The following is a 12,770-nucleotide window of genomic DNA, read 5'->3' on the forward strand; positions in this document are numbered from 1 at the left end:
GGCGGATAACCCTTCGCTTAACAAAGGCCATAATGCCCATAGTTTTTAGGCGATCATCGTAGGCATAACCGATGACGAAGCCCGAGAGCATGAAGAAGAAATCGACGGCCAAATAGCCGTGATTGACACACCGCGTGAGGCCGTTTGTGGCAAAATCTTCGCCTATATGATAACAAATAACCACGAGGGCGGCAACGCCGCGCAATCCGTCTAGCAAGTGATAGTGTGGCTTGGTATCGGCAAAAGCTGCCGCAGAGGTGTTGTTTGAGGTCATGGGGCGGTAATCGTGTGAAGATGGTGTGCGAGGTGCCGCGGATTGGGGCGGTTATCGCTTTTGGTCGAAGGCCACGAACTCTTCGTAAGTGGGCGTGCGCCCTGTTGTTACTTGCATCACCTTGTTGTAGATGGCGCGGCGCGAAGGGGCGTTAAACTCAATATGGTCGACATCCGTGGTGCGCATAATACTGTTTTCGCTAGGACGCCAAACGCCAGTGGCATAACGTGCGCCACCTCCTAGGAAAAGCCCTAGGCCTTGATTGGCATAGCGCGTGTCGGCCAAGAACTCGGCCCAAGGTGCCTTGGTGGCATCATTGGTTGTTGAAACGTTCATCAACCAACCCAAAGTGTGACCGTAAGCAAAACGTTCCCTACCGGCATCGTCGATGTCGAGGTTCTGCAAGTCGTATTCGTCGTCGAGCTTGCCGATAGCATGCCCAGCCGTTTCGTGTACGAGGGTGTGTCGGAAGTAGGGGCCATCAACACCGCCATAAAGCGTGGTATAGGCGCAAGCCAATGTAGAACCCCAACCGCCCCAGAATGTAATGCCGCCTGGTTTGGTGGTGTTCATCACCACGCTGATAACAGAGTTCTCTTCTTTATAACCAGGAACGGTCGAGGCGTAAAGCATGGTCTTGTAGTCTAGGTTGTCATCGTTGATAAATCCGCAAACCTTACCGTTCTTAATGGTGCTTGCCAAAGCCGTAGAACCACTTAGGTCGCTGCTGAGTGAAACCTTCTGGACGACGTAGACATTGAAATAAGGCCTAAGCGACTTCATTGGTTCGAGCGCGAACAGATGTTCGGCCGACTTCTTCATCACCTCTTCGTAGGTTCCGTTCTTTATCAAGTCTACGGTAAATCCGTCGCCCATAAGGATGATGTTGTAGCCATTGCCCTTTGTTGCCGTTTGCAACGTGGTTACTTTCCCGTCTAAGGCCACAATTTCGTCGTTCTGTTTAACGAGCGAAGTCTCCTCAACGTCATCGCCGCTTTCGTTACATGCCGTAAACGTTAGCGCAAGAAGGGCAAGGGCGATGTAAGTTAAATGTTTGAATTTATAAAGCATAAGTGTTGTTTTAGCGGTTGAAAAGCGGAGAGGCCAAGACGAAGGCCCCTCCATTGTAGCTTATTTTAGTTGGAAATAAAGGTAAACCCAACTCTCCTCTTCGCCTGTGCTGTACTTGGCATGCTCGATATAGATTTTACCCCAAGTGCCGTTTGAGCTGTAAGAAGAGTAATCGGGTCCTCCGTATAGTGTCAATTCGCTAATCCACGGCTTACCGCTAGCGTTGCCAAGCGGATAAAGGGGATAGGGTTTCAACAGCTTGTCTACAACTTTTTTGAAGTGATACGAGTAGCTGCCTGGTGCAGAAGTGTCTGCCACGATACAGCTTTTTGTCCACGAATCGCTCTTTACTCCGAGCACGCCTGTTGAACTGGTTATGAGCCAGAGGTTCTCTCCAGAGTGCATAAAGTCTTTGATGTAGAAGTTGTTGTTGCCTAAATCCATCACCATTTCTGTCCAAGCGTTGAACAGCGCATAGTTTTTCGAAGCAGGGTCGGCATAAAATTCGGCCTTCTTCGACATGGGGAAGTTAAGCTGTCCAGAGAATACCACGCCGCCATCCAGTTTAGAATAGGGGTCTACATCGTTGCCTTCTAGTTTAAGTTCGTAGCTGTACACATCTTTCAGGGCCACCTTTTCTGGGGCTTTGATGGCAAGCGTGGCGAGCGAGTCGCCAGCAGCGAAAGTCACTTCGGTGGGGATTGTTAGCCCAGCCGATTGCGAAACGATTTTTACAGGTGTGGTTAGTGCTGCGCCAGTGTTGTTTCGTTTAAGTGTTATTGTTGCCGTTCGGTCGTCGGTGTTGGCCGAATCTAACACGCAGATGGTATTGTTCGTGTCGGCAAAACGCACTTGCTGGCATCCACTGGCCACTTCGGGGCCAGGTGTGTAGTCGTCTTTATCGGAGCAGGCCGTGAACAATGCCACGGCAGTTAGCACCCCTATTAGACCTATATGCTTAAATGTTTTCATTCTAAAAGCTGTTATGTGTTATCAAAACAATGTCTTACTTCTTTTCCTCGTGAACGCCCGTGGGGTCGGGATTGTTAACGATGTTCGCGTTATACTGCCTTTCGTAGTGGCTGATGCAGATGTTCATGCGCGGTGCTACGAAACCCGCCTTGGTGTTCCACTGATAGTCTGTGGGATGGTTAGAACCTTCGTAGTGGCGGATGACTGCCTTTTCGAGCCGCTTGTAGTCGAAGAATACGATGCCTTCGCCCCAGAACTCAATACGTTTTTGGCGTAATATCTCATCGTTAAAGGCATCCATGGTTGTGGCGGTGCACTGATAAGAGTTGTCGTCGTAACGATAGGTGTTCAGGTAATTGGTCAATGCCTGCTTGCCAGCCGCCAATCCCTCGTAATGGGCTTTGGCCTCAGCCTCTATGAGGAACATTTCCTCGGCGCGCATTAATGGAATGTCGACGGCTGCCCCCACCTTGTAGTTCTTCATTTCACCGCTGCGTGGGTGGAACTTTAAGCCTGTATAGGCTGGTAGTTTTACCCAGTCGTCGGACTTGTAGAGCGTGGTGTACTTCGAGTAAGCCGCAGTTTGGCCAGCATCTGCGGGGGCAATCCACGTGTTTTTACGCCAATCGCCGTTCTCAATGCCTTTATACAAGCCTGCGTCTATCATGCGGAAAGCCTTGTATTCGAGGTTGTTCACACCGAAAGTGTTTTCGGAAGACATGTTGCCAACAAAGTTTTTCCAGTTCCAATCAGACCCATTCGTCATGTCGCTCGAGTTGATTTGCACGGCCAGCAGCCACGCTTCGTTGGCCGTATTAAAGCCCGTTGTGCTATTAAACCATTCGGCCTTGGTAAGCGGACGATGGCCTTCGCTAATGGCCAAGCGCGCATATTGGGCCGCCTTTTTAAAGCAATCGTTGGCCGATGTGATGCCCAGTTTGTCGTATTTGGCTAGTGCCTCATCGTTTTCGTGGCTCAGTTGCATTTGCAAATCATCGTTGTTTTTCTCGAACCGCGTACCTAGTTGCAACCACAGGCGTGCCTTAATACCAAAGATAACGCCTTGGTCCATCATGTTGGCACCGCTCCTTTTGTAGCCTTGCAGGTATTTCTCAGCCCGGTCTAGGTCGGTCATGATAAAACGATACATCACGTAGAAGGGCGCACGCCTATCTGTTGTCGCCTCTTGTTGCGTGGTGCTCTCGGTACGGATAGGCACAGTAAGGCCGTAGATTTTATCGATAGCAGCCTTTTCATCCAGTTTGCCATACCCCGTTTTCTTATACTCGTAGGCGAAGGCCATATCGTAATAGGCAAAAGCGCGATAGCCAAGTGCGTTGCCAACGTGGGCAAGTTCTTCGGCTGTTGTGTTTTCGTTGATGGCTACCGCGCCCACAGTGAGGTTGGCTTTCTTGATAAGCTCGTAGTAGAAAGGCCACCAATCTGTTGCCACATAATACTCGGGACTATAATTGCGGTCGAAACCCTCATCCTGATAAAAGTCGTAGAGTACATCGTAAACGGGCAGCTCGGCACACATAGTTTCTCTGTCCATTGCTAGGCCCGCATATCCGTAATGTCCGTTTCCTTTGCCCATGCGCAGCATTGCACCAGGTATGGCCTTGCTTAGAGCGGCTGCCGTATTGTCGGTTTCAAACAATTGTTCTTGCGTGAAACCCCGTCCAGGGTACGCTTCTTCTAGGCAGGCAGTTAAGACAGGTGCTGTTAGGCTGAGCAATATGATGTTTTTTATGAATCGTTTCATAAATGTTGTTCCTTTCTTTATTGTTAGAATTTAACAGATATGCCAGCGGATGTTGTGCGCATGGGCGAATAGGTACCGTCGCTTACGTTACCATTGAGACTTGTTCGGGGGTCGAATCCCTTGCGTTTGCTCCAATAGGCCACGTTGTCGCACGAGAGGAAGACGCGCAAACTGCTTAGTTGCAGCTTCTTGATAAGCTGTGCAGGGAAGGTGTAGCCTAGGCTTATCGACTTGAATGTAAGCGTGCTGGCATCGATTAAGAACCTATCAGAGAAGGCGGTTGTTTTCAAATCGCCGTATTGGAAACGAGGTATGTTGCTGTTGGGGTTCTCTCGTGTCCAAGCTTTGAGCAGGTCTTTGTGGTACGCTTGCGGTGCAATCGAGGGTTCGGGGTTGCGCATCATGCCTTCGTACCCGTTGTCGTAGCCCTTGCCACCGAGCGAGTAAATGAAACTAATGTTTAGGTCGAAGCCGTAGGCGCGTACCGAAGTGCCGAAACCTCCGTACACGTCGGGATGCGGACTGCCGCCCAAATAGTAGTCGGCCGAACTGTAATCGGTTGTGGGTTTTAGCTTGCCTGTTGCCTGGTCCGTATAATACCATGTGCTCAACCCTTCTTCGTTTACGCCTGCAAACTTCTTGATGTACCACGTATTGATGGGTAATCCCTCGCCGATATAGCGCGAACCGTCTGAATAACCTGCGTGCCCTTCTTTCTCTAACGTTTTATTTTCTTTGGGAAGATAGCTTATCTTATTGCGGTTGTGGGTGATATTGAAGTTCATCGACCATGTTATGTCCTTGGTGCGGATGATGTCGCCGTCGAGGTTTACTTCGATACCGCGGTTCATCATGTCGCCAACATTGTCGTAGTAGCCATCATATCCCAACGAAGGAGGCACCGAGAACCACAGCAACATGTCGGTGGTTTTGCGCTGATAGAACTCCACGCTACCCGTAAGTCGGCGCTTAAACAATTCAAATTCAAAGCCGGCGTTTATGTTGGTGTTGGTTTCCCACGTGATGTTTCGCTTACCTTTGTTGCTGAAAGCCAACGAACCCTCGCCGTTTACAGCCAACAAGTCGTAGAAGTCTGAGTAGTAGAAGTCGCCAATGGCGTCGTTTCCTTGCTGTCCGAAACTGGCTTTAAGTTTCAGCATGTCTACCCATTTAGGCTTGAACCACTTTTCCTTGGTCATTATCCAAGCACCGCCAAACGACCAGAAGTTACCCCAACGGTGTTTGGGATGGAAACGTGACGAACCGTCGCGGCGGAACGATGCCGATGCGAAATATTTGCTGTCGTAGTCGTATTGCCCGCGGAAGAAGAAGCCTTCGATGTTATAGAGGTCCTTGTAGCTATTTGCCGACACCAGCGTAAGCGCGCCCGACAGCTCGGTGTTCATCTTATAAGCAAAGATGTTGTTCTTTCTTCCCGTAAGGGTAGTGCTGCTGTTGCGTGTGTACTCGTGGCCTAACAGGGCCGAAACGGTGTGTTTCCCAAACTCCTTATTATAGTTGAGCAGCTGTTGCGTGTTGAAAGCGAAGGTGCGATAGTGCGAAACGCCAACCTGTCCGCCACGAGTTTTGTCGAACCCATAATATGGGTTGGCGGCATCGTTGTCGCGGTTTTCGGTGTTATAGATGCTTACGTTGGTTGTAAGCTTAAAGTCTTCGAGGAACGAAAAGTCTGCATACCCTTGCATTCCGTAGGCATTGCTGCTGTTGGTCGATATGTTCAGCAGGTCGTTTTGCAAGGGTGCATCGTTTAAGAAAATCTCTCTCGTTACGCCGTTAACCGCTCCGTTGCCATAGTCGTACATCTTTCCGTTGCGGTCGTACATGATATTGCCTTTGCCATCGCGAAGGTATAAGGGGTAGATGGGAGGTATTTGGTGGGCTGCACCGAATGCATTGCCCGACGAATTAGACTCAGAATGCGTGTAACTGATGTTTCCGCCGAAGGTTAACCACTTGCGTGCTTGGTACTCCGACTTTAAGCGAGCCGAGTAGCGCGTGTAGTCTGAGCCGTAGCAAATACCATTATTCTTCATGTAGCCAATGCTGGCGTAGGTCTTGAAGATGTCTGTTCCGCCATTGATGCCGATGTTATACTCTTGGCGGAAGCCTTTGCGCAGTCCTTCTTTCTTCCAATCGTCGGGATAAAGCATGTACTCTTTGCCGTTGTGCCGAACCACGTTGCCCAGCGTTGCATGTGGGTTTAGCTTGCCGTTTTGCCCAATAAGGTATTCGCCTTGTGGCACACTGTAAACGATGCTGCCCAGTCCACCTTGGCTTCCGGGCTTGTAAATGGTTTCGTTTGCTTTGAGATAGGCCGAGTAAGCATCCATTCCGTCGCCGTAATGAAACTTGTTGTAGATGGCTTTATAAAACATTTCGTAGTACTCGCCGGGCGATTTTACGTTGTCGTAATCAACTTTGGCATCTTCGTTAAAGCCCCACTTGGCGTCTACCGAGATAACGGCATTGCCGCGTTTGGCCGTTTTGGTGGTAATGAGAATTACACCATTGGCGCCGCGTGCACCGTAAAGCGAGTTCGATGCGGCATCTTTCAACACGCTGATGCTCTCTACATCGGCGGGATTGATGTCGCTGTAATAGCCCGAATAGGGAAGTCCGTCGACAACGATGAGCGGCCCGTTGCCGGCATTGAGCGAACTGATGCCGCGGATTTGGATGGTGGGCGACGACGACGGACCGTTTCCTTCGATCATCTGTACGCCCGAAACCTTGCCGTTAAGGGCCGACAAGGGGTTGTTCACTTGTCGCTCGGCTATCTTGTCGGCATTAAGAACGCCGGCCGAACCAGTGAACGCCTCGCGCTTTTGCTTACCGAAAGCCACCACGATAACGTCGTCGATTTGTTTCGCATCCGACTTCATGACGATGCGCATCTCGGACTTGATGGTTGCCGTTACCGTGTTCATACCGATGTACGAAACGATTAACTCGCGTGCCGTTCGTGGTACGTTGTCGAGCGTAAACTTTCCATCGAGGTTGGTGGCCGCGCCCAGCGTTGTGTCTTTAACCTTTACCGAGGCACCGATAATGGGTTCGCCCGACTCGTCTACCACCGTTCCACTGACCTTCATTGTCTGTGCTGCGGCGAAGAAAGCCACAAGGCACAGAATCATTAATGTTGCAGTTCTTCTCATCATAGAGTAAAGTCAATTGTTAATAGTATGTTTTTTGTTAGGTTTGAAAGGCTCGTTCTAAAAAGTTCCCTATGGTAAGGACGCATTGTAACCATAGTCCTCCAATGTCTTCTCTGCCGTGTCACGTTTCTTTCGCGGCTCTTTCAACAGCGTGGCCTTACCGTCAATTTCAACCAAGTCCGCAAAATAATGCCGTGATAAAACTCAAAATACATTGTTAGGTTATTTCCAAAACTTGCCAAGAGCTTTTATATTCATTTCACTCTCTGGATGGCAAATGTAATTAAATTCTGCAAATGCAGCAAAGATTTGGCGAGAAAAAAAGCTTGTTAGTTGAATTTTGTTGGCGTGGCACAATGTGAGTGTTTTTCTTGAAGTTACTTATGTTCAATAGTTTGTGCGGTTGTTAAGGCACACAGAAAGAACGGCCGCCCTGTAATATTAATGAAAATATATGCAGAAGTCGTCTTGACTTTTAATATTTCTAGAGATTGAGAGGAGTTTATGTCTTTGTGCTGTGAAACCAAGATAAACGCCCCGCTCATATACGAAGAACAGGACAACGATATGATGAAAACTGAAATTCTGCCCCATTCGCCTGTGGCAAGACATGGATCTGTCTCAAAAAGGTAACCTGGCGAGAGTTCTTTCAATACGTTCTTTACAAGTTGAAAGCATCTTTCCCATGGCACATAATGAGGAAAAAAATAAAGCGCAATTCTTTATGTTTCATCTGTTCTCATGTCAAAATGGACGTATTTATGTCAAAACACGAAAGATGAACGTTTTCGTTAAGCCAAATGAACAATGCCGAGCTTGCTCGAACATTGCCATGGCGAGAAAACACACTTTTATAGAAACGAGAAAAGAACGTTTTCGTTAAGCCAAATGAACAATGCCGAGCTTGCTCGAACATTGCCATGGCGAGAAAACGCACTTTTCGAGGAACGAGAAAAGAACGTTTTCGTTAAGCCAAATGAACAATGCCGAGCTTGCTCGAACATTGTCATGGCGAGAAAACGCACTTTTCGAGGAACGAGAAAAGAACGATTAACTTATTCACTTATCCACTTGTCTTCTTCTTAACCTGTTCACCTGTTAACTCATCAATCGCTGTAAGCTTTTCAGTAATAAATTTAACATTAAAAGTGCCCTTTTTGCTCACCAATTGCCCACCTTGCCCCAAAAAATCGATTCTCGCGAGGGTTTGTTTTGATGCAGAGAGGGGGTAGTATGCGGATGCGGGAAAATGAATTTTTATTTAACGGGAGCACCAGTTGCACCAGTTTTAGGGCTGTTTTCGGCTGATTTCACTGCGTTTTGGTACTAATTGCACTGCGTTTTGCCGCTAAATGCACTGCGTTTTGCCGCTAAATGCACTGCGTTTTGGTACTAAATGCAAGGTATTTTGGTGCTAAATGCAAGGCGTTTTGGTGCTAAACGCAGGGCGAAAAGCATAAAAATGCACTGCAAAAGTATAAATATAACCCTTGCGAGCCATGAAAAACAGGGCTAAAAAGGGTAAAATAGCTGCTAAAAAGCAGGATTTTAGGGGCTAAAAGCAGGTAATTGGGCCTGAAGAATTTCGATCCAGCAACCAATCTAGAAAAGCAAAATGGTGCAAAATGCAGGTGTTTTTCTTAGAACTGTACACTTTGGAAGACGTGAAAAGCAAAAAACAGTGGCAGTTTACCTACTTTTGAGCCTTTATTTTCGCTAGAACGAAGTAAGAATTAGAACGACTTTGTAAAAATAAAGATAACAATTTAAGTTTTTGAGTTGGTGAGTTTGTTAGTTGACGGGTTGACAAGTTAACGAGTTGACAAGCTGGCGAGATGTTTTTAGTTGACGAGATAACAAGATGACAAGTTGGTAGGCGCAGCCATCTTTTCACTTTTTCACCTTTTCACCCTTTCACTTTTAGGAGTTAGGGAGTCGAGCAGTCGGCAAATCATAGTCAAACAGAATTGCATTTGGAAAATTGTTGTTAGCAGCCTGCAAGACGTGCGTTGCATAGAATGAACAAACCCTTACGCGGAGGAAAAGGAGATTTTCTGTTTGTTTACGATGCTGCTGTGTCTTTTCAAATCCAATTCTGTTTGACTATAACAAGGTGACAAGTTGGCAAGTTGACGGGTTATAAGTTGACGGGTTAACAAGGTGGCAAGTTAACAAGGAGGCAAGGGGAAGGTGTGAAGAGGTGAAGGGTTGAGGAATTGGGGAGTTGAGGAGTTGGCAAGTTAACAAGGTGGTAAGTTGGCCTGTTAACAAGGTGGTGAGTTAACAAGATGGCGAGCTAAAGAGCGTTAGGTATAGGAGCAAGCGAGGATTGCTAGTATCTAGACTTGCTGGTTAAGCCATACCGCCTAGTTTACCAGGGTTACCAGTTATACGCCACTTACTTGTTATACGTAATTTACTTGTTATACGCGGTTTACTTGTTACGTTTGGCCTTCTTGTAATATTCGGACTAACAGCCTTTGCTGCCCTAACCTAAAAGGGGCTCACCACAAATGTGGTACGCCCCATGAAAGCATCGGTGTAAGTAACACGATGTTGCGCCTAGCACATCCGGCCAGGACGAACACACCATGCAAGCACGGTTGTGTATGTTAAGCCATTGGCCTAGCCTTTACGAAATACGTAATAGCGGCGACCTTATTCGGTAAATCCACTTCGGCGCGTGCCCGTTACGCGGTAGGTTTTGCCTGGGTAAGTGCTCAGTTGCACATTAAACACAATGCTGTCTGTGGGCAGGTTGTGCAGGTTATGCCCCTGCCCTTCTAGCACCTTTCCATCGGTAATGCTCACTGTTGCCCCGGCATCGTCGCTGTTATACACGGCTTTCACGTTTTGGCAAGCAAAGGTGCGCGCGCCATAATTAATGGGCGTAACAAGCAACAGGCTCCATTTCTTGCCTACACTCACGTTCACCCACATCTTATCGGCCGTGTTTTCTACCGTGTTATAGGTTTGCAGGTTATAAGTGCTGCCGCCAAACGCGTTTTGCGTAAGCGTTCCGTCGGCGTTCACCTCGTGCACACGCACATCCCAAAAGCCGGCCATCTGCTCCACTTCCGTTCCGCCTGGTTTCTCGTTGGTTTCTACGTCGCAAGCCGAAAGGCCCATCAGGGCGAACGCTGCTGCGGCCATCTGTATGATGTATTTCTTCATAATCATTGCTTTTTATCTGTTCAACACAATGTTGTAAGTGTCGCCTTTGTAGGTTACGGTCCATGTAAACACACCCTTCTTGGCGTTAAAAGTGGCATTGGAGAAAGCGTCTAGTTGGACGGGGGCGCCGTTTGCCTTTACCGAATAGGGCTGAAAAGTGCCGTCTTCGGCCATAAGCAGCAGTGCCTGTATGGTTACGGCGTCGGCCGTTGGCTGTCCTGTGGCTTTCATTGCCTGGTAATATCCGCCCAACAGGTCGTCTACCTTAACCAATCCACTGGCCAGTTGCGTAACGTTTACAACACTCTTGGCGTACGTTTGCTCCACGCCATTGGCATCTACACGCTTTGTGCCGGCAGCCGTGAAGAAGGTTCCGGCAGCCTTATACTTCACCTTGGGGTTGCAAACGGCCACCACACGCTGTGCCTCGTAGGTGTAGCCGTCGGGCGTTGTGCAAGAGTAGTTAATGGGATATAAGCCAGGCGCGTTGGTGTTTACGGCATCCAGCCCGTCCACTTCCATCTTGGCGGTATAGTCTTTTCCCATATAGGTGGCGGTGCAACCCGGGTCTTGGTACGTAGCACCCAATGCCACTTCAATCGTGGCATCGCCTGCCATGTCCATCAAGACGATGGGCGTAACCTTCGAGTCGGTGAAACTTTCATCGCCACATGCGCTCAATCCCACTACGAGTGCCAGTGCAGGCAACAGGTTGATGATATATTTGTTCATTGTTTTTGCAGTTTATACGTTATATAATAAGGTGTTTTGCTTCATTCCACGGCCCTCTCTCAGCGCGGAGAGAGAGACGTGTTGGGACAAAGGCCTCATATCATTTAACATCCCAGAAAACAGGGTCGCTCAGTTTCTTTTCGGGCGGCGTTTGCGCCGGGTTCAGCCTTCGGGCGTGGTTGGGATAAGGCACGCGCTTGGCCAAACCGCCCACTTGTATGTGGTTAACGGCCGGCACAATGAGGTCGCCAGGGGTATAGCCTTCGCCGTCGAACACCTGTTTGGCGGTAAACTTGCTGGTTTGCGGCACGTTGGTACGCCTTATTTCGGACCATGCTTCCATGTGGTTGCGCATAAAGAAGGCGGCCCACTTCTGCATATATATAAGGTGCAGCTGCTCTTCAACGCTCTTTCCGTCGAACTTCACTTTGTCGTTTGCCAAGAAAGCAGTTGCTTCTCCCACTTTCAAGTTCCGCCAAGCGAAGTCTGCCTTCACGCCTTGCTCATAGCATGCTTTGGCTTTGGCAGCATCGTTGTTGAACCTTAGCTGCACTTCGGCCAACAAAAATTGCAATTCGCTTTCGGTAAAGGCAAAGATGGGTTGCGCCTTCATGACGGAAAACTTGATGGCACTGACGTTTTTGTTTTTCCAATCCTGGTTGTTTCTCCATTCTTTCATCGTAGTTTTTGCGCCAGGCAACTGGCCTACATAGCTACCTGTCGCAGCGGTTACGCTTATGGCATAGCCCATGCGTGGGTCGTCGGTATCGCTGTAATATTCCACCAAAGGATAAGCCGCCACATAGTTGTTGGCATTCAACGCAAAGATGGACCCATACCAAGGATTGTACTGATTTTGCACAGGCGAAAACACATCAAACATGATGTCGCCCTTGAAGAAAGCGTTGGCCGCCACCAGGTCTTTCGCCTTTTGCGTATAGTTGGCCACGTCTACGCCGCCGTCTATGAAGCGCATGTAGATGCGCAGGCGCAAAGCGTTGGCAAATCCCTTCCACTGACTTAGTTTCTTATCCATCATGGGGTCGTCTACGGTCATGCTTTCACCGCCGACATTAGCCTCAGCCTTGTCCAGTTCGTCTAGCACGCCCATGAGAACGGTCTTACCGTCTTCCCATTTAGGCGTTGGGTTGGCCTTGCCTTTCAGGGCTTCAGAGTAAGGCGCATCGCTCATATTGTCTACAAGCAGCTGATATGCCCACGCCCTCAGCACGGTGCAGGCGTAGTGGTTGGCCTTGTTTGGGCTCTTCGCCATCACCTCTTGCAAGTCTTTCAGTGCACCGGCATATAGCGTTTGGTAGCACCTGTCGAAGAGATTGCTACCTTCATCAAGGTGCAATTCGGCCAAGTTGTTGTATTGGTTTTGTTCGGGGCGCTGCTCGAAGTACTGCGAGAAGAAGCCCGCGTAGGTGAACATCTGGTCGCCCAAGGCATCGGCGATAGCGTTCTCGGCAGACGGGAACAACTTCTCAGGCGTTACCTGTGCCTCCGACGGGTAGTTGGGATCGTCGTTTATGTCGAGGTTGCAGCCGCTTAACACCATCGTTGCGAGGGCTGCCAGTATTGTTATCTTTTTCATCATGCTGCG

Annotated in this window: 8 protein-coding genes; all 8 read right to left on the bottom strand. The window is 48.8% G+C overall.

Annotated features, from left to right (window positions below):
• The coding region (locus tag HMPREF0670_RS10225) for an acyltransferase family protein (RefSeq protein ID WP_044078125.1) at window positions 1–274 on the bottom strand (274 nt) is incomplete at its 3' end.
• A 51-nt stretch (window positions 275–325) separates the two neighbouring features.
• The gene (locus HMPREF0670_RS10230; RefSeq protein WP_044078126.1) at window positions 326–1,345 is read right to left on the bottom strand and encodes a M64 family metallopeptidase; all 1,020 of its coding nucleotides are present in this window, start codon (window positions 1,343–1,345) and stop codon (window positions 326–328) included.
• A gap of 60 nt (window positions 1,346–1,405) precedes the next feature.
• Window positions 1,406–2,317: a hypothetical protein gene (locus HMPREF0670_RS10235; protein WP_009231083.1), complete on the bottom strand. Its 912-nt coding sequence runs from the start codon at window positions 2,315–2,317 to the stop codon at window positions 1,406–1,408.
• Window positions 2,318–2,351: 34 nt separating this feature from the next.
• Window positions 2,352–4,082, bottom strand: a complete 1,731-nt coding sequence (locus HMPREF0670_RS10240; protein WP_044078127.1) for a RagB/SusD family nutrient uptake outer membrane protein — start codon at window positions 4,080–4,082, stop codon at window positions 2,352–2,354.
• Window positions 4,083–4,105: 23 nt separating this feature from the next.
• The gene (locus tag HMPREF0670_RS10245) at window positions 4,106–7,258 is read right to left on the bottom strand and encodes a SusC/RagA family TonB-linked outer membrane protein (protein WP_044078200.1); all 3,153 of its coding nucleotides are present in this window, start codon (window positions 7,256–7,258) and stop codon (window positions 4,106–4,108) included.
• A gap of 2,658 nt (window positions 7,259–9,916) precedes the next feature.
• A complete protein-coding gene (locus HMPREF0670_RS10255) occupies window positions 9,917–10,432 on the bottom strand; it encodes a lipid-binding protein (RefSeq protein WP_009231087.1) in 516 nt (171 codons plus the stop codon).
• Between the two features lie 12 nt (window positions 10,433–10,444).
• Window positions 10,445–11,164 carry a BT_2262 family domain-containing protein gene (locus tag HMPREF0670_RS10260; RefSeq protein ID WP_009231088.1) on the bottom strand — a complete coding sequence of 240 codons (720 nt, stop codon included), beginning with the start codon at window positions 11,162–11,164 and terminating at the stop codon, window positions 10,445–10,447.
• Window positions 11,165–11,264: 100 nt separating this feature from the next.
• Window positions 11,265–12,761 carry a SusD/RagB family nutrient-binding outer membrane lipoprotein gene (locus HMPREF0670_RS10265; protein WP_009231089.1) on the bottom strand — a complete coding sequence of 499 codons (1,497 nt, stop codon included), beginning with the start codon at window positions 12,759–12,761 and terminating at the stop codon, window positions 11,265–11,267.
• Window positions 12,762–12,770 lie beyond the last annotated feature (9 nt).

The organism is Prevotella sp. oral taxon 317 str. F0108 (genome assembly GCF_000162415.1).
GTDB lineage: Bacteria > Bacteroidota > Bacteroidia > Bacteroidales > Bacteroidaceae > Prevotella > Prevotella conceptionensis.

Bases quoted from the DNA above. Each gene is read 5' to 3' on its own strand.
- HMPREF0670_RS10235 (WP_009231083.1), bottom strand. From the start codon at position 2,317: ATGAAAACATTTAAGCATATAGGTCTAATAGGGGTGCTAACTGCCGTG.
- HMPREF0670_RS10245 (WP_044078200.1), bottom strand. From the start codon at position 7,258: ATGAGAAGAACTGCAACATTAATGATTCTGTGCCTTGTGGCTTTCTTC.
- HMPREF0670_RS10260 (WP_009231088.1), bottom strand. From the start codon at position 11,164: ATGAACAAATATATCATCAACCTGTTGCCTGCACTGGCACTCGTAGTG.
- HMPREF0670_RS10240 (WP_044078127.1), bottom strand. From the start codon at position 4,082: ATGAAACGATTCATAAAAAACATCATATTGCTCAGCCTAACAGCACCT.
- HMPREF0670_RS10265 (WP_009231089.1), bottom strand. From the start codon at position 12,761: ATGAAAAAGATAACAATACTGGCAGCCCTCGCAACGATGGTGTTAAGC.
- HMPREF0670_RS10230 (WP_044078126.1), bottom strand. From the start codon at position 1,345: ATGCTTTATAAATTCAAACATTTAACTTACATCGCCCTTGCCCTTCTT.
- HMPREF0670_RS10255 (WP_009231087.1), bottom strand. From the start codon at position 10,432: ATGAAGAAATACATCATACAGATGGCCGCAGCAGCGTTCGCCCTGATG.